General features: G+C 68.8%; 24 protein-coding genes. 13 read left to right on the forward strand and 11 right to left on the reverse strand.

Annotated elements, in window-relative coordinates; genetic code table 11:
* Positions 1-8: 8 nt before the first annotated feature.
* Positions 9-461 carry a hypothetical protein gene (locus ACWC5C_RS16750; protein WP_450876096.1) on the reverse strand — a complete coding sequence of 151 codons (453 nt, stop codon included), beginning with the start codon at positions 459-461 and terminating at the stop codon, positions 9-11.
* Positions 462-595: 134 nt separating this feature from the next.
* Between ACWC5C_RS16750 and ACWC5C_RS16755 the strand changes: the two genes are divergently transcribed.
* From ACWC5C_RS16755 to ACWC5C_RS16765, 3 genes are all read left to right on the forward strand, one after another.
* Positions 596-1618, forward strand: a complete 1023-nt coding sequence (locus tag ACWC5C_RS16755) for an AraC-like ligand-binding domain-containing protein (RefSeq protein WP_450876097.1) — start codon at positions 596-598, stop codon at positions 1616-1618.
* A gap of 127 nt (positions 1619-1745) precedes the next feature.
* Entirely contained in the window at positions 1746-2069 is a 324-nt protein-coding gene (locus ACWC5C_RS16760; RefSeq protein ID WP_450876098.1) for a hypothetical protein, read from the forward strand.
* Positions 2070-2226: 157 nt separating this feature from the next.
* A complete protein-coding gene (locus ACWC5C_RS16765; RefSeq protein WP_450876099.1) occupies positions 2227-3171 on the forward strand; it encodes a helix-turn-helix domain-containing protein in 945 nt (314 codons plus the stop codon).
* 209 nt (positions 3172-3380) lie between these two features.
* On the opposite strand, the gene ACWC5C_RS16770 is transcribed toward ACWC5C_RS16765, so the two are convergent.
* Positions 3381-3785 (reverse strand): hypothetical protein, encoded by a 405-nt coding sequence (locus ACWC5C_RS16770; protein WP_450876100.1) that lies wholly within the window; start codon positions 3783-3785, stop codon positions 3381-3383.
* Positions 3786-4023: 238 nt separating this feature from the next.
* On the opposite strand from ACWC5C_RS16770, the gene ACWC5C_RS16775 reads away from it, so the two are divergent.
* The 3 genes from ACWC5C_RS16775 (at position 4024) to ACWC5C_RS16785 (ending at position 5785) form a co-directional block, all read left to right on the forward strand.
* On the forward strand, positions 4024-4416 hold the full coding sequence (locus ACWC5C_RS16775) for a glycosyl hydrolase (protein ID WP_450876101.1): 393 nt from the start codon (positions 4024-4026) through the stop codon (positions 4414-4416).
* Between the two features lie 151 nt (positions 4417-4567).
* Complete coding sequence (locus ACWC5C_RS16780; protein ID WP_450876102.1) at positions 4568-5236, forward strand: SGNH/GDSL hydrolase family protein; 669 nt, start codon at positions 4568-4570, stop codon at positions 5234-5236.
* A gap of 69 nt (positions 5237-5305) precedes the next feature.
* Positions 5306-5785: an OsmC family protein gene (locus tag ACWC5C_RS16785; protein ID WP_450876103.1), complete on the forward strand. Its 480-nt coding sequence runs from the start codon at positions 5306-5308 to the stop codon at positions 5783-5785.
* A gap of 12 nt (positions 5786-5797) precedes the next feature.
* On the opposite strand, the gene ACWC5C_RS16790 is transcribed toward ACWC5C_RS16785, so the two are convergent.
* From ACWC5C_RS16790 to ACWC5C_RS16805, 4 genes are all read right to left on the reverse strand, one after another.
* Positions 5798-6337, reverse strand: coding sequence for a hypothetical protein (locus tag ACWC5C_RS16790; protein WP_450876104.1), 540 nt, complete (start codon positions 6335-6337; stop codon positions 5798-5800).
* Between the two features lie 124 nt (positions 6338-6461).
* On the reverse strand, positions 6462-7208 hold the full coding sequence (locus ACWC5C_RS16795; RefSeq protein WP_450876105.1) for an AAA family ATPase: 747 nt from the start codon (positions 7206-7208) through the stop codon (positions 6462-6464).
* A 244-nt stretch (positions 7209-7452) separates the two neighbouring features.
* On the reverse strand, positions 7453-7656 hold the full coding sequence (locus ACWC5C_RS16800) for a DUF397 domain-containing protein (protein ID WP_450876106.1): 204 nt from the start codon (positions 7654-7656) through the stop codon (positions 7453-7455).
* A 3-nt stretch (positions 7657-7659) separates the two neighbouring features.
* Entirely contained in the window at positions 7660-8592 is a 933-nt protein-coding gene (locus ACWC5C_RS16805) for a helix-turn-helix domain-containing protein (protein ID WP_450876166.1), read from the reverse strand.
* 139 nt (positions 8593-8731) lie between these two features.
* On the opposite strand from ACWC5C_RS16805, the gene ACWC5C_RS16810 reads away from it, so the two are divergent.
* Positions 8732-9148 (forward strand): ATP-binding protein, encoded by a 417-nt coding sequence (locus ACWC5C_RS16810; RefSeq protein ID WP_450876107.1) that lies wholly within the window; start codon positions 8732-8734, stop codon positions 9146-9148.
* A gap of 72 nt (positions 9149-9220) precedes the next feature.
* Here ACWC5C_RS16810 and ACWC5C_RS16815 read toward each other — a convergent pair whose 3' ends face one another.
* From ACWC5C_RS16815 to amcB, 3 genes are all read right to left on the reverse strand, one after another.
* Positions 9221-9907 carry a pentapeptide repeat-containing protein gene (locus tag ACWC5C_RS16815; protein ID WP_450876108.1) on the reverse strand — a complete coding sequence of 229 codons (687 nt, stop codon included), beginning with the start codon at positions 9905-9907 and terminating at the stop codon, positions 9221-9223.
* A gap of 73 nt (positions 9908-9980) precedes the next feature.
* Positions 9981-10172 (reverse strand): multiple cyclophane-containing RiPP AmcA, encoded by a 192-nt coding sequence (amcA, locus tag ACWC5C_RS16820; RefSeq protein WP_450876109.1) that lies wholly within the window; start codon positions 10170-10172, stop codon positions 9981-9983.
* The gene (gene amcB / locus ACWC5C_RS16825; protein WP_450876110.1) at positions 10169-11320 is read right to left on the reverse strand and encodes a cyclophane-forming radical SAM peptide maturase AmcB; all 1152 of its coding nucleotides are present in this window, start codon (positions 11318-11320) and stop codon (positions 10169-10171) included. The genes amcA and amcB overlap by 4 nt, the downstream gene beginning before the upstream one ends.
* Before the next feature lie 209 nt (positions 11321-11529).
* On the opposite strand from amcB, the gene ACWC5C_RS16830 reads away from it, so the two are divergent.
* Positions 11530-12051: an NUDIX domain-containing protein gene (locus tag ACWC5C_RS16830; RefSeq protein WP_450876111.1), complete on the forward strand. Its 522-nt coding sequence runs from the start codon at positions 11530-11532 to the stop codon at positions 12049-12051.
* A gap of 9 nt (positions 12052-12060) precedes the next feature.
* Here ACWC5C_RS16830 and ACWC5C_RS16835 read toward each other — a convergent pair whose 3' ends face one another.
* Entirely contained in the window at positions 12061-13515 is a 1455-nt protein-coding gene (locus ACWC5C_RS16835) for a hypothetical protein (RefSeq protein ID WP_450876112.1), read from the reverse strand.
* Between the two features lie 245 nt (positions 13516-13760).
* Here ACWC5C_RS16835 and hisS point away from each other — a divergent pair, with 245 nt between their 5' ends.
* The 5 genes from hisS to ACWC5C_RS16860 all read left to right on the forward strand — a co-directional run bounded on the left by hisS (position 13761) and on the right by ACWC5C_RS16860 (position 18818).
* A complete protein-coding gene (gene hisS, locus ACWC5C_RS16840; RefSeq protein WP_450876113.1) occupies positions 13761-15089 on the forward strand; it encodes a histidine--tRNA ligase in 1329 nt (442 codons plus the stop codon).
* 44 nt (positions 15090-15133) lie between these two features.
* Entirely contained in the window at positions 15134-15748 is a 615-nt protein-coding gene (locus ACWC5C_RS16845) for a hypothetical protein (protein WP_450876114.1), read from the forward strand.
* A gap of 42 nt (positions 15749-15790) precedes the next feature.
* Positions 15791-16630, forward strand: a complete 840-nt coding sequence (locus ACWC5C_RS16850; protein ID WP_450876115.1) for a DUF1963 domain-containing protein — start codon at positions 15791-15793, stop codon at positions 16628-16630.
* 76 nt (positions 16631-16706) lie between these two features.
* The gene (locus tag ACWC5C_RS16855) at positions 16707-17159 is read left to right on the forward strand and encodes a nuclear transport factor 2 family protein (protein ID WP_450876116.1); all 453 of its coding nucleotides are present in this window, start codon (positions 16707-16709) and stop codon (positions 17157-17159) included.
* 375 nt (positions 17160-17534) lie between these two features.
* Positions 17535-18818: a serine hydrolase domain-containing protein gene (locus ACWC5C_RS16860; RefSeq protein WP_450876117.1), complete on the forward strand. Its 1284-nt coding sequence runs from the start codon at positions 17535-17537 to the stop codon at positions 18816-18818.
* 11 nt (positions 18819-18829) lie between these two features.
* Here the strand turns inward: ACWC5C_RS16860 and ACWC5C_RS16865 are convergent, their stop codons facing one another.
* Positions 18830-19315 carry a carboxymuconolactone decarboxylase family protein gene (locus ACWC5C_RS16865; protein ID WP_450876118.1) on the reverse strand — a complete coding sequence of 162 codons (486 nt, stop codon included), beginning with the start codon at positions 19313-19315 and terminating at the stop codon, positions 18830-18832.
* Positions 19316-19388 lie beyond the last annotated feature (73 nt).

Here is a 19388-nt window from a genome sequence, read left to right on the forward strand (position 1 = left end):
GGCGACGGTTACGCCGACTGGTTTGCGCGTCGGCGCGCACCTGCGAGGGTTCCCGCCACGACGGCGGACACGAACAGGGCCAGCCCCAGGAACACCACGGGGTTCACCCACCCCGGCACCAACTCGGATTCCAGCCCGCCCGGCGTCACACACCGCGCACTGACCGGCAGCGTCCACCGCGTCACGATGTGGTCGCCCGGCAGGCCCTGCACCGTACACATCTGATCCGGGTCGAGGACGAAGAACCCCGACATCACCCCCCACGCGTACGCCCCGTACGCCGCCGCCCCGGCCATGACCGCGACCAGCACGCACGACGAGACGCTCGGCAGCTGCCACCCACCACCCGGCAGCCGCCGGTAGGCGCAGGCCCGCAGAACGAGCACCACGGCGACGACCACGACCACCCAGGGCGCGACGAGCGGCGCGAAGACCAGGGTCGGGAACAGAAACTCTGCCATGCCTGCCAGGACATCCCAGCGGGAACGCCGGTTCCTCCGTCAGGGCTGGCCGTTCACTGCCCTCTGTCGCCGCTCATGCGCCCGGCGGCATGCTCGTCCTGAGTACGCATGCACCTGATACGGGGCGGGTTGAGATGGAGACCGTATTCGACAGTGACGGACTGTCCGTGAACGAGCGCACCGAGGCGTGGACCGAGGCCGTGGCGGCGTCGCTGGCCCCCTGCCGCATCACGTTCCCCGAGCCGACTGCCTTCGGCGCGCGGCTACAGACCATGGAGCTGGGGGCGGCTCAACTTGTCGGCATATCGACTGCCGCGCTGCACTCGTACCGCGCCCCGTCCCTCATCAGGCAGTCCGATCCCGAGTGCTACCAGATCTGTCTGATCAGAACTGGGCAGCAGGGCCTCGACCAGGTGCGTCGACGCAGTCTGATCGAGGTCGGCGACCTCACGCTGTACGACAGCTCACGCCCCTTCGACGCGATGGTGCCCGTATCCCGGCGGCGGGCCGAGTCCTTGGTGCTGCAGCTTCCCAAGAGGCTGCTGCCGCTGCGGGAGCGGCAGGTCGCAGAGCTGCTTGCCGTGCCGATCCCGGGGCAGAGCGGCGTCGGTCGGCTGCTGGCTCAGTTTCTGCAGACAGTGGCCGACGAGGAGTCGGCGTGTACCGGCCGTGACCGGATTCGGCTGGCCGGTACCGCGATCGACCTGGTCGCGGCAACGCTCGCCCATCACCTCGACCGGAGCCGCGACCTGCCGCCGGAATCCCGCCAGCAGGTCCTGTTCCTGCAGATCGGCTCCTACGTCCAGCAGCACCTGGCTGACGCGGACCTTGGCCCGGCCCGTATCGCGGCGGTCCATCACATCTCCGTCCGCTCGCTGCACCGGCTGTTCCAGCAGCACGGCGTGAGCGTCCACTCCTGGATTCGCGGCCAGCGCCTGGCGTCCTGCCGCCGTGACCTGGAAGACCCTCTGCAGCGTCACGTGCCGATCCGGGCCGTGGCGGCCCGCTGGGGATTTCCCCGGCCCGCCGACTTCACCCGCGCTTTCCGCGCGCGGTTCGGCATGCCGCCCAGCGACTACCGCCACCACCATGCGCACCAGCACGGAACCGGGCCCGGCGCGCAGAAGGGCCGGGGCCGCACGGAGTCTGGCACGTAGCGCTAAGCGGTTGGCGCGCGCTGCTGACGACGGCCCGGCGCGGCGTCCGTAGTTTCGTCGGCGAGCACCAGGGCGAAGGGACCCAACGGGGGGACCCGGCCCGCGTGCGGGAAAGAGGACGCAACCCATGTCATTGCGTACGAAGGCCGCGGCCTTAACGGTCACCGCAGTCCTCGGTGGCGGACTCGCCGTCCCCGCCGGATCGGCGATGGCCGCATCCGCCGAGCAGGCGACCAGCACGAGCGTCCGGGGCACGGCCCCGGCGTGCGTCAAGCGGGATGTCATCAAGCAGAAGAAGCAGGTGACCGTCAGGAACAACTGCGGCAAGACCATGCACCTGAAGGTGGTCATCAACAACGGCCCCGACAAACGGTGCTGGACCTATTCGCGCGGTGAGGGCCGGGTGTGGAGTTGGAGCATCGGGTCGTACGGCAAGGTCGTCACCTGCTGACGGCTGCTTCCGTTCCGGTACGCGTGAAGCTCCGGCCGAGGGCATCTGCCCGGCCGGAGCTTCCCGCGTACCGGAGGCACGTTTTTGGCGTATTGCGCCCTATCGCACCGGTTGGGAAGTGAGGGACGCTTGGCTCCGGGGGATTCTTGTGGAGGTTGTGTTCGACAGCGACGACTTCCCCGCGCGGGATGTTCTTGACGCGTGGACGGACGCCATGCGGGACGCCGTGATGCCGACGCACTTCCGGCTCGTCGACATCGACGTCTTTCGCGGCTGGTTCAGGGCAATGCCGTTGGGGCCGGTGCAGGTGTCGGCAGCGGCGTACTCCTCGTTCTGCACGATCCGGACCCCCAAGCTGATCCGCACCGCGGACCCGGAGTGCATCCAGATCTCCCTCCTACGTGCGGGCACCCATGTGTTACAGCAGAACCGGCAGAAAATCGGGGGGCGCCCACGCGAGTTCTTGATCTGGAACAGCTCAAGGCCCTTCACCTCCTACGGTGACGGTGAGTCGCTCCTCCTCCAGTTCCCCCGCGCGCTGATTCCCCTGGCCGCCGAACAACTCGATCAGATCATGGCCTGTCCGCTCCCGGGAGATCAGGGAATGGGCCGGTTGCTGGCGGATTTCCTCACCCACCTGGCGAAATACGGCGCTGGCTATACGCCACAGGACGCCGCGCGGCTCGGCACTGTCGGCCTTGACCTGGCCGCCGCCTTCCTGGCGCATCACCTGGACCGCGAGGGCGATATTCCAGCCGACTCCCGGCAACGTGCCCTGTATCTGCGGATCATCTCGTTCATCCAGCACCGCCTGGGCGATGCGACCCTCACCGCAGGCGCGATAGCGGCGGCCCACCACATATCCGTCCGCTCGCTGCACCGGTTGTTCCAGCAGCACGGTGTGAGCGTCCGCTCCTGGATGCGCGGTCAGCGTCTTGAACACTGCCGCCGCGACCTGGCCGACCCTGTGAGGCGCCACGTGCCCATCCGGGGCATCGCCGCCCGCTGGGGATTCCCCCGGCCCGCCGACTTCACCCGCGCGTTCCGCGCCACGTACGGCATCTCGCCCAGCGAATACCGGGACCAGCAACGGCCGACATAACTCCTCAAACGCCTGCGGGTCCGTCTCGTCGCCCGAATAGTCCGCGATACCGAGCAGGAAATCCGCGCTCGCCGCCGCGAATCCTCCCAGCAGAGGCGGCGCACGCCAGCCCGCCGTGCCAGGGCAACCACTTCCCGTGCCGTTTCGGCGACCGGAAAGAGATACGTGCGGTCGACGCCCTTCTCTCCCGCCGAACCCCTTTCGAACGGTCATCGCCGGGGAGTCTCCGTCGCGGGGGCTGGGGCGACCCCCGACAGCCCCGTAACGAGAAGAACGTACGCGGCGAGGGCCAGGACCGGCATGTGCCCGCCCACGCGGTCGATCTCGTCGCTGAAGTACCCGGAGACCCCCACCCATACCAACCCCCCGACGACCACCAGCACAGCGCTGCGGGCCTCCCCCATCACCCGCATACCGGCCCACAGCAGAAACGGCATCAGAGCCCAGGAAGCGGCCGTAGTGAGCAGGAACTCAAAGGCCCCGGAGAACATCGTGTCCCCGCCCGCGTCCCTGCTGTCGCGGGCCCACGCATAGCCGCCGGACATGAGGGCGTGGCAGGCCGCGGTGGCGACGGTGGCGGTCAGGGCCCCTTTGACAAGTCGTACGTATCGCACGGCGGGGATCCTCCATAGGTGATCCGTCCTTCAGGTCTGAACAACGGCTGACGCGATGAGGTGCAATCTTCCCCTATCGCCCTGTCTGGGCGAGGAGTTGAGCGTTCGGACCGGTGTGTTCCGACCGGTGTGGGGACGGGTCCGGCGCCGCGCGGGGCGGGACCGGTCCCGGGGGAGTCGCGGTATACCCCGGATTGTCGCTGGATGAGCGATCCACACAACCGGAAGGACGTCAGACATGCGCACTCGCAGGACTCTCCTCGGCACCATCGCCGCCGTGGGCCTCACCGGAGCCATGCTCGCCGCGGTGACCCCGGCTCCGGCTCAGGCCGCCGAGGGCTGCAACACCACCAACGCCCGGACCGTCGCGTCCGCCTCGACCCACTCGCGCGGCATCGAGCTGCGCTACAACGGCACCTGCGCCTGGGGCCGGATCTTCGGCTCGCCCGGCGACCTGGTGTGGGTGGACCGCAGCCTCGATCGCGGCCGGACCTGGAAGCAGCTCAGCGTCACCAAGATCAGCACCGGCGGCAGCAACCACACCGACGCGTTCAACAACAAGGGCAACCTGATGCGGGCCTGCGGCAAGGCCAGCAACTATCCGGATGTCGCCTGCACCAGGTGGTGGTGACCTGACGGCCACTCCTGCGGCCCGTGGTGTCCGCTGGTGCGGACGCCACGGGCCCGGCCGTCATGTCGGCGGCGTATCGGGGGCTGTCGGCTCGATGTCGGTGGGGTCCGGCACCTTTCGAGAGGTCCCTCACCACGTTCCAGGAGCGCATATGACGATCACCCTCCGACCGGGAAGCACCGTGATGTTCACCGGCGACTCGATCACCGACTGCCAACGACAGGAGAGCGAAGACGGCCTCGGGTTCGGCTACCCGCTGCGCGTCGCGGGCGAATGGGGGCTCCGGCACCCGGACCGGCCCGTGACCTGGCTGAACACCGGGATCGGCGGCCACAAGGTGAGGGACCTCGAAGCCCGCTGGCGGACAGACGTACTCGACGCGCGCCCGGACGTGGTGTCGATCCTCGTCGGGGTCAACGACATGGGCTGGCACACGCTGGACCCGAAGGGGTACGTGATCGGCGCGGACGAGTTCGAGGCGGGTTACGACCGCCTGCTCGCGCCCCTCGCCGAGGCGGGCACGCGGCTGATCCTCATCGAGCCGTTCCTCCTCCCGATCCACGGCGTCGTGGAGGCCGGTGCCGGTACCGCGCTCATCGGCGAGAAGGAGCGGAACGAGTGGCGCACCGACCTGGACCCGAAGATCCAGGTCGTGCGCCAGCTCGCCCGCACGTACGGTGCGCAACTGCTCGCCGCCGACGGCATGTTCGCCCAGCTCGCCGCGGCGACCGGGCCGGAGTACTGGGCCGCGGACGGCGTCCACCCGACACCGGCCGGTCACGCCGCACTCGCGGCGGCCTGGCTGCGGCTGGTCGCGTAACCGGCCTCGCTCGACGGGCGCCTCGTCGGGGTCTGGGCTGACCATGCCGCCCCTCCTAAGCTCTGGCTCATGGCCACCACACACACGTACGACGTCACCGTCGAGTGGACGGGCAACCTCGGCACGGGCACGGCGAGCTACCCGTCCTACGGTCACGATCACGAGGTCCTGGCAGACGGCAAGGCCGGAATCGCCGCCTCCTCGGACCCCGCCTTCCGCGGCGACCCCGCCCGCTGGAACCCCGAGGAACTGCTCGTGGCCTCCGTCGCCCAGTGCCACATGCTCTGGTACCTCCACCTCTGCGCGGAGGGCGGGGTCACCGTCACCGAGTACGAGGACCACGCCCATGGGGTCATGACCATGGACGAGGTCGGCCGGGGCGGGCAGATCACCGAGGTCATCCTGCGCCCCGAGGTGACCGTCACCGACGCGTCGATGACGGAGAAGGCCCGCGCGCTGCACGGCGACGTGCACGCCCTGTGCTTCATCGCCCGCTCGGTGAACTTCCCCATCACCCACGCCCCCGTGATCCGCGTCCGGAAGAACTGAGCGGCGCGGCGATCACTCCGGGAAGACGGGCGTCCCGTCCGCCTCGGTCAGGTAGGGGCGTACGGGAGGCTCGACGCCCAGCGCGTCCCAGAGCGCGTAGGCCGCCGCGTACTTCACGTCGCCGGGCCCGGTGTCCACGAGGCGGTCCATGATCTCGGTGACGACCACCCGCACCGCCGGGGCCGGGTCGAGCCGTTCCAGGGCGTACCGGACCCCGTCGACCGCCTCCTGGCGAAGCCCGCCGTCGTTGGTGTACGGCCGGGCGTCCGGCCCGTGGACGGTCCGCAGCCAGCCGTACGGATCGTCCCCGATCTCGACGGTCGTCTCCCCCGCCGCCGCCGGTACGACCCGAACGGTCACCCGCGCGAAGCGGAGCCACCGGGCGGTGTGGCGCCGGAGCCAGTGGGTCCCCTCGGCGGTGTGGACGCGCAGGTCCCGCACGTACCAGTCGAGCCGCGTCCCGTCCCCGCCGCGTGTGCGCCCACCGGGGGTGAACCCCGCCCGCTGGGCGACCGCGGCAGACGCGGTGTTCTCCGGCTCCACCCGGATCACCGCCTCCTTCCCTCCGGCGATTCTCAACGCCCGGGCGGCGTCCCGCCATCGGATTGTGCGGGCGGGACCGGTCCCGGCGGGCGCCCCGCGCCATATCGATGCGCTGCGGAGGCCGGGGCGGCGGTCACTGGACGATGTGGCGCAGGTAGGCGGTCGGGTTGCTCATGTAGCGGCGCCAGTGGTCGACCAGTTCCAGGTCCTCCCATGCCACCCGGCGGAAGCCGTCGTCGCCGACTTCGATGATGTCCGCGCCGGGGGTGCTGGCGAGGATCGGCGAGTGGGTGGCGCAGACGACCTGGGCACCGCACTCGCCCAGCTCGTGTATGACCCCGACGAGCTGGAGGCAGGAGGTGAAGGACAAAGCGGCCTCCGGCTCGTCCATGACGTAGAAACCGGGCGCGGCGAACATGGCGCGGAACATGGCGAGGAAGCCCTCGCCATGGCTCATGCGGCTGGTGTCCTCTTCCCAGTACCCCGGTACGCCGCCGAGGTTCTCGGTCATGTCGAACGCGGTCTCGGCCCGGAGGAAGAAGCCCTTCTTGTTCTTACGGGGCCCGGCGAGCATCCGCGCCCCGGCCCGGGTGGTGTCCGCCCGCAGGACTTCGCCCAGCGCGGTCTTCGTCAGGTCGGGCCGACCGTGGACCCGGGCCAGACGGCCACCGTAGGCATCCAGCTTGAAGCTCTCCGCGATCGCCTCGACCAGGGTCGACTTGCCTGAACCGTTGTCCCCTACCAGGAAGGTCACCGGCCGGGTGAACGCGAGATCCTCTTCGAGGAGCTGTGCCACGGCGGGCACGGTGAACGGCCACCGCTCGCGTTCGCCACGCCCGGGCATCAGACCCTCCGGTACGCGCACCCGGTCGACGAACACGCCGCTCCTCGTCGTAGTTCGGCTGGCAGCCCCTCCGCACGCACCCGCTGGGCCGCAGGGCTGCCCAGAATATCGGCGCTCTTCCCGCGCGACCCGCGCGAGAGGAATACGCGATGACCGAACTGACCTTCGGCATGGCGTGGCTATGCCGCTGCCCGGTCACCACGCCGTGCTCAACCCGATCTCCTGTGACCGCGCACGCACCTGGTCGGGCTCCGCCACCCTCCCGTGCGAATGCCCCCGCTCACGCCTGAGGCGCCCCCGCGATCCGCCCACCGGCGACGGCGGCCCGGAAGTCCGCCCAGGCGGCGGGGGTCAGGTGGAGCATCGGCCCGTCCGGGCGCTTGGAGTCACGTATCGCCACGGCACCGGGCACGTTCGTAGCCACCTCGACGCATTCTTCCTGCCCGTTGCTGTAGCTCGACTTACGGAAGAAGAACGTTGCCACAGCTCAAAGTCCTTTGCAGAGTGTCCCGATGAACGCTCGGGAATCGGTTTCGGATAGCGCGGCCCGCGCAGTCTCCTCGAACAGTTCTACGTGCTGCGCCGCGCCTTCACCACCCTCGACCCATGTCGTGGAGAACGCCAATTCCTGGTACACCACGTCCATGGCACCCGGCTCGGCGAACGAGAGGACGTTGAACGAACCGGCGAGCCCTGGCATCATCCCCGCGCCGAAGGGGAGCACCTGAATCGTGACGTTGGGGCGCTCGCTCCAATCGAGCAGGCTCGACAACTGCTCCCGCATCATCTTGGGCTCTGCCGCAGGGATGCGCAGCGCCGCCTCCGCGATGACGGCCCAGAGGGAGAGCGGCTTGTCCTCGGTGAGCCTCTGTTGACGGGCAACCCGGGAGGCGACGAACGCCTCGATCTGACCGAGGCTCTCACCTGGAGCCGACGCGCGACGCGCCGACCGCACGTAGTCAGCGGTCTGAAGCAGCCCGGGAATGAACGACACCTGCCACGCTTTGACAGCCGTGGCCGCGCTCTCAAGCGGTACGTACTCCCTCATGGTCTTGGTGAGCGGGACGTCGTTCCACCAGCCCTTGGCCTTGCGGCGTTCGCGGTCGATGCGCGCCAGCTCAAGGAGCCCGCCGACGGTCGCCGGGTCGTTGACGCCGTACAGCGTGCACAAGGCGCGGATGTCCGGGTCGCGGATGGGAACCCAGCCGCCCTCCATCTTGGCGACCTTGCCCGTCGAAGCGCTGAGCGCCTTCGCCGCTTGCGTCTGCGTCAAGCCCGCTCCGGTCCGGAGCCCCATCAGCTCGCCGCCCAGCCTCCGTCCCAAGACGCTTGATGTGCTGTTCGCTTGGGTGGACTGACCCTCTGTCACCAGACACCTCTCCTCAGCGAGATGCCGCCAGTTTGATGCGTCTGGACACATCCCCGCAAGCGAGATCGGTTGAATTTTCCTCAGTTGAGTTGAACCGATCACACTCACAGGGCTACCTTCCGCAATGAACCGCTTACACAGGGACGCCAGTTGGCGGATCCGCTCCGCCCTGCCCGCACGGAGGTACGCGATGGCGATCGCACCCCAAGACCCCGTCATCCACAAGGACCGCGTCGACTACGTCCCGACACGGCGAAACGTGACCCGCGCCCGGCGGCACGCCGCGCGGATGGTCGCGGAGTGGGGCCACCCCGCCCTGGTCGACGACGCCGAACTCATCGTCGCCGAGCTGGCGGGCAACGCCGTGCGTCATGGCCGCGTACCCGGGCGACTGTTCCTTCTCGACCTCACTCTCACCGCGACGAGCCTGCGCATCGCCGTCGCCGACCCGAAGGGCGAACGGCTCCCCGAGCCCCGTCAGCCGTCCCCCGACGCCACACACGGCCGCGGCCTGCTCATCGTCACCACCCTCGCCGCCCGCTGGGGCATCTGCGAGCGCACGGTAGGCAAGGAAATCTGGGCCGAGCTGGACCTGGCCACGCCATAACCACTGTGATCGTGGGCCCGTTCGCCGTCGAGACAACCCTCTTCGAGCCGCTCGCATCTGGTGAACGGGCCCCTAGCTGCCCTCAAGGTCTTCGCCGAAGGTGATGTCCAGCTCGGCGGTAAGGGCTTCGGCCAGTTGCAGTGTCTGCGCTTGGTCGATGACAATCCGCTGGAGGCAGGCGAGGCCGCGAAGCTGGGAGAGGTCGTTGCCCCGGAGGTCGAGGCCGCCGTACGTACCGCCGTCGAACTCGGTCAGCCGCAGGTCGCAGTCGTCGGCCAGGGCGGCGCCCAGGTCGGCGGCGGCGAAGGTGGTCTCGCGCAGTGAGCACCTGGAGAAGATCACCGGGCCGACGGCCCGGACACGGGTGAAGGTGCTGTAGTCGAGCTTGCAGTCCTCGAACAGCACATGGTCGAGCGTGACGCCTTCGAGCGCGGCGCCCATCAGCTTGCAGTCGCGGAACACGGCCCGGGACACCTTGCTGTCGGCCCACCGCAGAGAGGCCAAGTCACAGCCAGCGAACTCCACGGAGTCGACGCGGACGCTCTCCAGCCGGGCCCGCTGGACCTTCACGCCGCTGATCCGCCCGTCCATCAGGTGGGTGTCGGCCAGGTCGAGGTCCCGCAGATCGGCGTCGGCGAAGTGGAACTCCGCCATCCGGCCGCGGCCGCCCTCCAGCGATGTGACGGCTGAGAGGTAGCGGCCCGGCTCATCGAGGGCGGGAAGGGTGACGCTCGTGCGGCGGATCGTGCGGGTGTCCATCAACAGCCTTTCAGCGCGGTGGTTCGGCCATGGCGCTGCTGACACCCTCTGGCGGGTGTCAGCAGCGGCGCGGCTACTTCCTCTTGTTCCAGTTGTCCCAGGTCGGACGGTTATCGAAGGGAGCCGGGGTCTTCGCCCAGTTGTCCCACGTGGGCCGGTTGTCCCACATCGCTTCAACGATCACCGGAGACAGGACGTCGTGGAGGGCTATCAACTCCACCACGACGGGAGCATCGGACGTGGCCAGCCTGTCGAGGACCGTCATGCGGCTGTCTCCTTCATCGCGAGAGTGGACAGGGCCGTGACCAAGGCCTGTCGAGTGACCCGGCAGTAGTTGGTCTCGGTGGACTGGAGGCTGCCGTTCTCGAAGTAGCGGTTGGCAGCCTGAGCGCCACGACAGAAGGCGAAGAACTCACATTCGGCCTGGCAGCGGTCCAGGCCGGTGAGGAAGTCGCGGACGTAACGCAGCCGGTGAGCGTCTCCAAGAATCTCTGCCAGGGGCCGGTCGAGGACGTTGCCAGCCAGGAAGTCGCCGTACTCTGGCGCCTCGGTATCGGCTAGTTCTGGGGAGAGCAGAACCACATCGCCATTCCACGAGACGGTCGGGATCGGGTCGAGGCGGCGCTGGTCCCACTCGGCCCTCCGACCTGAACGAATCAGCTGGAGGTACTCGGCGAGGCGTTCGACTTCCCTTACCGACGGGGCGCCGGGGTGCTCGCGGGCCCAGGTGAGGACGCGGCACCAGAACTCCTGGGCCTGGACCTCGGTGGGTGGCTGCCGGTCGATATTGGCCCCTTCAATCTCCTCGATGTTGAAGCCCACCGAGTGACTTCCCAACGTGTCCAGGTACGCCAGCAGCTCCTCCGGCATCGCAACGCCCTCGGTGCCGACCACTGAGATCACGGAGAACGGAATGCCGCGCTCGCGCAGCCGTGTGATGCCACGCAAGATCCGGTCGAAGGCAGGCTTGCCCTGAAGGTCGACGCGCTCGGCATTCAAAGCGGCAGGCCCGTCGATGCTCACCCCGACGCGAACGTCGTACGCGATCAACAGGTCACACCACGTCTCGGTAAGGAGCGTCGCGTTGGTCTGAACGTAGTGATGGACCCGGCCCTCTTGGCGCAGGGCCTCGAACGGCGTGAGCAGACCCTGGAGCTTCTGCTGGCCCACGGCGAGCGGTTCCCCGCCATGCCAGACGATGCCGATGGGATGGCCGCTGTCCTCGAACTGGGCCACCGACTTCGCCAGAGCCCCTGCCACCTCCCGAGGCATCTGATGCTTGAGCTTGCGGAACGGGAGGTAGCAGTACCGGCAGTCCAGATTGCACCAGGTCGTGGGCTGGGCCACAACGGTTTGCGGGTCCGCGAACCGCTGCTGGTACCGGGCACGCCAGGGGGACGAACGAGAGTGCATCGTGATCCTCTCCTCAACGGGGAGGGTCGTCGCCGACCGCGAACGGGGGCCGCAAGAGCGGGATACGACCACCATCCGGCCCACCGGGACGGGGTCGTGATGACATCGCGCTGTCATCACCGATGACATGTCATCCATGCGGGAGGCACTCGAACTCTGGCCATTTGCACAGCAGTTCGGATCACGTTCGCTGGGCTATCGTGACGGACGTGCCTCGCTCGATTCTGATCCACGACGGCCAGACCTCCCGCGATGTCGGTCTGGTGTACTGCTGCTCGGGTTACCTGGTCGAGCACGGCAAAGTGCTGCTCGTCCATCACAACCGCTTCGACAAGTGGGTTCCGCCGGGCGGCCACATCGAGCCCGGGGAGTCCTTTGCCGGAACCGCGGTGCGTGAGTTCTTGGAGGAGACAGGGCTGCTGGTGGAGGCGATGTCCAGCCAGCCTGCCGTCCACCCCGCCGACCACAACGCCACTCCCGAAGCCGTCCCGTTCTACGTGGACATCGAGCGCGAAGGGTTCCCGACCCCGGCGCTGGTGCAGTTCTTCTACGTCCAACGGCAGCGAGGCATCCGCGAGCAGGCCGTAGAGGCCCAGCTCGAAGAGGTTCACGGGGCGGCCTGGTTCGGCATGGCAGAACTCGACGACCTCAAGACCTTCGACCAGGTGCGTTCCTTGGCCCGCTTTGCCCTGCTGAACTACCCGCTGGTCGCTGAACGCGCCATGTCCTAGGCGGCTGCTCTATCGCCCTGCGAGGCGATAGCCGCTGGCCCCGTCAATCGTGGCGGCCAGCAGCAACCGGGTCGGGGCGCCGCCGAAGGCGGCGGAGATCGCCCGGTTCAGGCGCTGGACGTATTTGGGCACCGAGGACGGCGCGATGTAGAGCGCACCCGCGATCTGGTCGGTCGAGAGGCCGCCCTCGGGCGCCTCGTACACGACCTTTAGGAGGTCGAATAAGCGTTCCGACAGTGCGCACACCACCTCCCCTGCGCTGTCCCGTGCGCCGACGACGATCCGGCGGCCCGAATCGAGCGCGACGTGCTCGATGATCAGCTCGGCCGAGCCCTCGTCCACGTCCTTCGGAGCGTTGCCTTCAAGGCTCAGCCGCGTCAGGCGTCGCATCGCTTCCTCATGGACCGACACTGTGTAGTACGCGGCCCGGATAGTGGCCCGCTCACCCGAGGCTCCCGGTTCGTTCCACAGTCCGGCCTCCGGGTCCCACAGATCGTTCATCAAACGCCACGCCTTGGCGAGCCGGGGATCGCGCGGGCTGGCCCCGGCCCGGATGGCGGCCTGGGCGCACAGCGCATACGCCATATGCTCCCACGCGGTGCCCTGCACGTCCTTGTCATCCTCGACGAACGTCTCCCAGCGGTGGTGGTTGCGCAGCAGCCACTGACCGGCCTCGGAAACCACCTCGGAAACTCGCTTCATCTGCACCATTGCGTGCACGCCACCCGCCTCCTGCGGGACGTCCCGGTACGCTGGCCCGCCGTCGGATCCGGTGCCCGCGCACACAACGGACAGCGCCAGCAGGCACAGGGCGGTCTTGCTCGGGCTCGGGTCGGTGTCGACGTACGTACGCCATCCCCAGGCCCCACTGGGGCGCCGGTGATAGAGCAGCCCGTGCACGCCGTGGTCGATCAACGGCTCGACCCGTTCCAACAGGCTGCTGGTCTCCACCCCGCCCGGAAGGAGGAGCCCGGGGCCGACCTCATTGAGGGCGTCCCGGAGTCGGGCGAGCGCGTGAACGGTCAGGGCAGTCTGGTGCAGCGAGGTGTCGTCGAGCCCGAGGACTTCGGGCCAGCCATGGTCGACCTGATGGTCCTCGAACCAGCCGACGCACCAGGCCGCCGCTTCCCCGACACCGTCGTGGTGGAAGAAGCGCGGGTGGGAGAGCAGCCCGGCCAAGCCGAAGGCGATGAACCGGGTGTGCTCGCCACGGCCCCCCTTGTGCCGGGGCTGGCAGTGCTCCACGATGGCGCGGGCCAGGAAGCCGAGCGCCTGACGTACCGGTTGGCCGCCGATACCGGCGACCCGCAGAATCGGCAGGACCTCACTGGTGTTGACGATCGACGACACCGAGGTGAGCGTCAGGCCCCACCCACCGTCGTAGCCCTGGTTGTGCAGCAAAGTCCGGGCGGCCTCACCCACTCTCGCCTCGAACGCCGCGAGCCCCGCACACGAACTCTTCATGCTTCGCCTCCGCCCCCGGCACCGATGCCCCGATCGGAAAGGTACCCAACTCGCCCTTAATGGACGCGCGTTCTCATTTCCAGGGGTGACAACCGGCCCCTGTGGCGTACGGGGGCGCACCGTCGGCAAGGAGATCTGGGCCGAACTCGACCTGACCGGTTCCCGGACGAGCGATGGCCCGAATGGGTGAGTGACCGTCACATCGCGTTTTGCAGTGCGACGTTGGCTTCCGGAACTATGGCCACATGGCCTCCATGAAACAGTTCGACCCCGCGTCCGGGACCCGCGATTTCCTCGCCGCCGAGTACGAGCGACGCGAGCGCGCCTTCTCGACCATCCGGACGGTGTTTGCCCGGTACGGCTTCCAGCCGCTCCAGACGCCCGCGTTCGAGCGGCTGGATGTCCTTACCGGCAAGTACGGGGACGAGGGGGACAAGCTGATCTTCAAGATCCTCCGACGAGGGGAACATGAGGCCACCGGCGAGGCCGACCTAGCACTCCGCTACGACCTCACCGTCCCGCTCGCCCGCGCCGCAGCGGCCTACGGCAGTCAGCTCCCGTCGCCGTACAAGCGGTACGCCATCGCCCCCGTATGGCGGGCCGACCGGCCCGGCAAGGGGCGCTTCCGTGAGTTCGTCCAGTGCGACCTGGACATCGTGGGCTCCTCCTCCCCGCTGTCGGACGCCGAGGTCGTTCTCGCGCTCCACGACGCCCTTGAAGCGCTCGGAGTCCCCGAGTTCCGCTTCCTGGTGAACTCGCGCCACGCGCTGTTCGGTCTGCTGGAGGCGTACGGCGTCCCGGACGATCTTGGCTCTGGTGCGCTGATCACGCTCGACAAGCTCGACAAGCTCGCGCCGGAAGCGGTCGTGACCGAGCTGGTGTCCGGCCGTGGCCTCTCGCAGGAGGTGGCGCAAGGCTTGGTCGATGACCTCACCGCCCCGGATGCGGTCGAACGCGTCAGGGATCAGTTGAAGTCCAGCGACACCGGCCAGGCCGGACTGGCCGAGGTGGACCGGTTGCTCGACCTCACCAAGGACACGATCCCTGCCGAGCGCATCGGCTTCACGCCAAACCTCGTACGCGGCCTCGATTACTACACCGGGATCATCTTCGAGGTGGCCGCCCCCGGCATGCCCGGATCGATCGCTTCCGGGGGCCGCTACGACGGGTTGATCGGCCGACTCGGCGGCAAGGACTCCCCCGCGTGCGGCGGTTCCCTGGGCATTGAACGCATCCTGCCCCTGCTCTCGCAGGAGGACGACGCCGCCTATGCGCAGATCGACGTGGCCGTCACCGTCATGGGCGAGGAGCAGGCCGCCGACAGCTTCCGCCTGGCGGCCGATATTCGCCGCGCGGGAATCCGCACAGGTATCTATCTCGGATCGAGCGGGAAGTTCGCCAAGCAGATGAAGTGGGCCAGTGATCAAGGCGCCCGCTTCTGCCTGATCTACGGGGCGGCCGAACGCGAAGCCGGAACGGTCACCCTTCGGGACATGGACAGCGGCGAACAGGTTCAGATCCCACTCGATCACGCCGCCGCAGAACTCTCACGGCGGTGCGCTCCATCCAGTTGACGCGCAGCGGGCCCGTTCCGCTGCCGACTTGTTCCAAGGAGGAAGTGGATGGGAACGCAAGGCGATCGGATCTTCCGGACCACTGCCGAGCGGGGGTTCCCGGACCCTGGCTCAGCTTCGGGGACTCCCTGTGCGACGAGGCAGCCCTCAGCACCGAACTGACCCGGGCCATCACCAAGGCACGCAAGGAACCCGCAGATGGGACGCGCGCGGAGGCCACGCGTGTCTTCCAGGCGAAGAAGACGAACCTTCAGCGGTGCGCGGGCATCCTGGACCAGGTGCTCAGCGACTATGACGCCTCCGGGATGTGGCAGGTCCTGGACGAGCGGGCCAGCAGGCTGGATGTCCAGGACGTGCTGGAGACGTGGGGCCGGACTCAGGCGCTCCACCCGTTCCCCGTGGTGCTCCGCAGCCTTGAGTTCAACTGGGGCTACATGAAGGAGCACGGCGTCCGGTCGTTCTACGAGATGACGCGGGGATACGTCTCGCGGCTCCAGGAGAACACCCAGCGGTGGAACGAAGCGTGGCTCCACGAGGTCACCACCGGCGTGGTGGACCGCATCACGTCCATCGAGTGCGACCTCGCCAGCATCGAGGCCCCAATGCACTGCGACGTATGCAAGAAGACGATCACCGCGCTGCTCTATCTCGACGAGTAGACCGACAGCACCCGTGTCACACTGGGCTGCTTGAATCCCCGCATGGATCCGAACGCCACGCTCACCGCCCTGCGCGACTTCTGCGCCGAACGTCTCGGCGCGGACCTCGCGGACCGCTTCGTCCGCCTCGCCCGGCCGGGCTTCGCGCTCGCCGAAGCCGGGCCGGGGCAGGCCGCCGGGTGCAGCCGGTTCGGGGGGCGGGCGGTGCTCGAACCCGGCACGGGCTGGCCGACCTGCGACGGGCTTCCGCTGAGCCTGCTCGCCGTCCTCGATACCGACGCCCTCGCTCCGTGGCTGGACGGGGTCCTCCCGGCCGGGACGGGGCTGCTCAACTTCTTCGCCCTCGACAGCGACTCCGAGGACGCCGACCCCGCCGCCATGGAGCTGTCGCTGAAGTACGACTGCACCGACCCGCAGGTGGGGCGGGTGGTCGCGGCCCGCTCCGCGCACGCCGTCGAGACGCCACCGCCCGCCCGGGCGAGCGTCTTCGAGCCGGTGCCGTGGGCGGCGGCGGCCGGGTTCGCCTTTCCCGACAGCTTTGATCCCGCCTGGGACGCCCTCGATCTGGGGCCCGACGCCGACGACATGGCGCGGGCCATGCCCGCCATGTACCTGGAGGGCCTGCTGACCGAGTGGTCGGAGCGGCCGGGCGCGCTCGACTCCGAGGACATCGCCTTCGGCCGACCCGAATTCCCCACCGGCAGCTCCCCGTTCCTGCCGGACGGCGAAGACCCGAACCGCTACCACCACCTACTCCAGCTGTCCGGCCGGGACGACTGGTACATCGGCGGCGACGGCGGCTGGATGCACTGGTCGATCCCCACCGAGGCGCTGCGGGCCGGAGACTTCACCCGGGCGATCCCGACCCCCGACATCTGGTGAACGGGCCGCTGCGGCAAGATCGCGACGTCTGATTTCCGCCAGCGATCCTTGATGAGGTCGATGGATCCTTGCGGGCATGACTGATTCGTTCAAAGCGGACTCGGTGGCCCTGCTCACCCTCATGTACGCGGCCGAAGCGGAGTACCTGGCGGCCGGTGGTCCAGGTGAGGCCTCGTTCGATCTTCTCGCTCCGTTCTTCGCTCCCGATGTCGTCCTTCACCAGGCCGATGCCCTGCCCTTCGGGGGCACCTGGCGTGGGCATGCGGGCATGGAACAGTTCTTCCTCGCGATGAGCCGGACGTGGAAGTCGTTCGAGATGGTGAAGCAGGAGTTCCTCGCCACCGGCGAGACCACGGTGGTGCTCACCCAGGTCAGTGCGAGCGCACGTGCGACCGGCCGGAAGCTCACCTTCCCCATCCTGCAGACGATCGAGTTCAGGGACGGGCGCATCGCCGAGGTCCGTCCTTTCTACTGGGACACCGCCGCAATCGCCGATGCCTGCACAGCACCTTCGCAGACGCCTGCATGACCACCCGGTTACTCGCCCCATCCGGCCGCGGCCGCCCTCCAGCGAGGTGACGGCTGAGAGGTAGCGGCCCGGCTCATCGAGGGCGGGAAGGGTGACGCTCGTGCGGCGGATCGTGCGGGTGTCCATCAACGGCCTTTCAGCGCGGTAGCGCGGCTACTTCCGTCGCTTCAACGAGCAGCGAGGCCGATGGATCCGTCCGTGGCGGGGCGTGAACGCATCAGTGCGGGCCCCGTCAGCGTGATGGCGAGGCAGGACGGCAGGGGGATAACCCCCGGTGATCCGGAGGGGTGGCCGGATCGTCTCGTGATCTCTCGCGGAGAAGGATGGGCGGCACCGCCATCGGCAAGCAGGCGAGAGCTGCGAGGGAGGACGACTGTGTCGTCGTACAGGGCATCGGGCCGCCGGATCCTGCGTGGGGTGCTCGCGCTGACGTTGGTGACCGGGGTCGGCGGGTTACTCGGCGGCTGCTCGCGAGCGGCGCAAGCGGACGCGGATGCGGATGCGGACGCGGATGCGGGTACGAGGGTGGCGGCACCGGCCGACGGGCGGTTGGGGGAGCTTGCGCAGACCGCGGCGGACACCGGGTCCCTAGGCGTGATCGTCCGCGTGGACCGGGGCAGCGGGAAGCCCGTGGAGATCGCGCGGCAGACCGACTGGGCCAGGGCCGATCACCGGCTGGCCGTGAACGACCGGTTCCGGATGGCGTCCAACACCAAGACGGTCGTCGCGACCCTCATCCTCCAGCTGGTCGCCGAGGGCGAGGTCGAGCTGGCCGATCCGGTGGAGAAGTGGCTGCCGGGGGCGGTCGGGGGTGGGCGGGACATCACGGTGAAGATGCTGCTCAACCACACCAGCGGGCTGGGCGACTATCTGCTGACACCGGAGTTCCTGCCCACCCTGACCGGGCAGAAGCCGCGCGCGTGGCGGCCCGGGGAGCTGCTCGCGATCACCCCGCCGCAGGAGCCCCCGTCCGCTCCCGGCGAGAAGTACGCGTACAGCAACGCCAACTACGCGGCCCTCGGGCTGATCCTGGAGAAGGCCACCGGGGAGAGCCTGGCCCGGCTGATCGAGCGGCGGATCACGGGGCCGCTGGCGATGAACGACTCCTTCCTGGCCAGCGACGCCGGTTTCGGCGCGGGGACGACGCACGCGACCGGGTACGAGCCGGGCTCCGAACGGCTGCGGCGCATCCTCGCCCCGGCGGTGGAACTGCCCGAGGGCACCGGGTTCGCCGGGCCCGAGCGGCCGTACGACAACGTCGACACCACCGACCTCGACCCGAGCTGGGCGTGGGCGGCGGGCGGCATGGTCTCCACCGCGCGGGACTGGCAGCGGTTCCAGACCGCGCTGATGTCCGGCAAGCTCCTGCCCGAGGCCCAGCTGGAGCAGATGCGGACGATGGTCACCGCGCCGGAGGAGGGCGGCGGCTACGGACTGGGGCTGATGAAGGTGGACAGCCCCTGCGGCACCGTCTGGGGCCACACCGGTGGCGAGCCCGGCTACTCCAGCGAGGTCTACACCGATACGAGCGGCCGCCGCAGTGTCGCGGTCCTGACCACCACCAACTTCGGCAACAAGGAGGCGAAGGCCGCCACCGCCAACAAGGCCGTGGTGGACACCGCCGTCTGCACCATGCTGGGCAAGCCCCTGCCTGCCTGAGCAGAACCCCGTCAGCTGGTCGCGGCGGCGAACATGCCCGCCTCGTACGAGCCGCCCCGCTGGTGCACGATCACCGCCAGCCGGTTGGCCGCGTTGATCAGGGCGACCAGCGAGACCAGCGCGGCGATCTGGTCGTCGTCGTAGTGCTCCCGCACCCGCGCCCAGGTCTCGTCGGACACCCCGTCGTAGGCGTCGGCGAGCCGGGTGCCCTCTTCGGCGAGGGCCAGCGCGGCCTGCTCGGCGTCGGTGAAGACGGTCGACTCGCGCCAGACGGCGACCAGACCCAGCCGGACCGCGGTCTCTCCGGCGGCCGCCGCCTCCTTGATGTGCATGTCGACGCACCAGCCGCAGCCGTTGATCTGGCTGGCGCGCAGCGACACCAGCTCCTGGGTGGACTTCGGCAGCGACGACTGGTGGATCAGCAGTCCGGCCCCCGCGAACCGCCTGGCGAAGGTGGCGCCGAAGGTGTTCTCGAACAGGTTGAGTCGGGTTTCCATGGTGTGGACCTCTCGTCGTGTCGTACGGGACGAACATGAGATGCCGCAGCCCCGCTCCCTGTGACGGGTAGGC

The organism is Streptomyces sp. NPDC001700 (genome assembly GCF_053596435.1).

Excerpts from the sequence above, each read along its gene's own strand:
- ACWC5C_RS16755 (WP_450876097.1), top strand. The coding sequence starts at position 596 with ATGGAGACCGTATTCGACAGTGACGGACTGTCCGTGAACGAGCGCACC.
- ACWC5C_RS16855 (WP_450876116.1), top strand. The coding sequence starts at position 16,707 with ATGACTGATTCGTTCAAAGCGGACTCGGTGGCCCTGCTCACCCTCATG.
- ACWC5C_RS16815 (WP_450876108.1), bottom strand. The coding sequence starts at position 9,907 with ATGGACACCCGCACGATCCGCCGCACGAGCGTCACCCTTCCCGCCCTC.
- ACWC5C_RS16850 (WP_450876115.1), top strand. The coding sequence starts at position 15,791 with ATGGATCCGAACGCCACGCTCACCGCCCTGCGCGACTTCTGCGCCGAA.
- ACWC5C_RS16780 (WP_450876102.1), top strand. The coding sequence starts at position 4,568 with ATGACGATCACCCTCCGACCGGGAAGCACCGTGATGTTCACCGGCGAC.
- ACWC5C_RS16775 (WP_450876101.1), top strand. The coding sequence starts at position 4,024 with ATGCGCACTCGCAGGACTCTCCTCGGCACCATCGCCGCCGTGGGCCTC.
- ACWC5C_RS16750 (WP_450876096.1), bottom strand. The coding sequence starts at position 461 with ATGGCAGAGTTTCTGTTCCCGACCCTGGTCTTCGCGCCGCTCGTCGCG.
- ACWC5C_RS16835 (WP_450876112.1), bottom strand. The coding sequence starts at position 13,515 with ATGAAGAGTTCGTGTGCGGGGCTCGCGGCGTTCGAGGCGAGAGTGGGT.
- amcA (WP_450876109.1), bottom strand. The coding sequence starts at position 10,172 with ATGACGGTCCTCGACAGGCTGGCCACGTCCGATGCTCCCGTCGTGGTG.
- ACWC5C_RS16810 (WP_450876107.1), top strand. The coding sequence starts at position 8,732 with ATGGCGATCGCACCCCAAGACCCCGTCATCCACAAGGACCGCGTCGAC.
- ACWC5C_RS16760 (WP_450876098.1), top strand. The coding sequence starts at position 1,746 with ATGTCATTGCGTACGAAGGCCGCGGCCTTAACGGTCACCGCAGTCCTC.
- hisS (WP_450876113.1), top strand. The coding sequence starts at position 13,761 with ATGGCCTCCATGAAACAGTTCGACCCCGCGTCCGGGACCCGCGATTTC.
- ACWC5C_RS16865 (WP_450876118.1), bottom strand. The coding sequence starts at position 19,315 with ATGGAAACCCGACTCAACCTGTTCGAGAACACCTTCGGCGCCACCTTC.
- ACWC5C_RS16805 (WP_450876166.1), bottom strand. The coding sequence starts at position 8,592 with ATGTGTCCAGACGCATCAAACTGGCGGCATCTCGCTGAGGAGAGGTGT.
- ACWC5C_RS16785 (WP_450876103.1), top strand. The coding sequence starts at position 5,306 with ATGGCCACCACACACACGTACGACGTCACCGTCGAGTGGACGGGCAAC.
- amcB (WP_450876110.1), bottom strand. The coding sequence starts at position 11,320 with ATGCACTCTCGTTCGTCCCCCTGGCGTGCCCGGTACCAGCAGCGGTTC.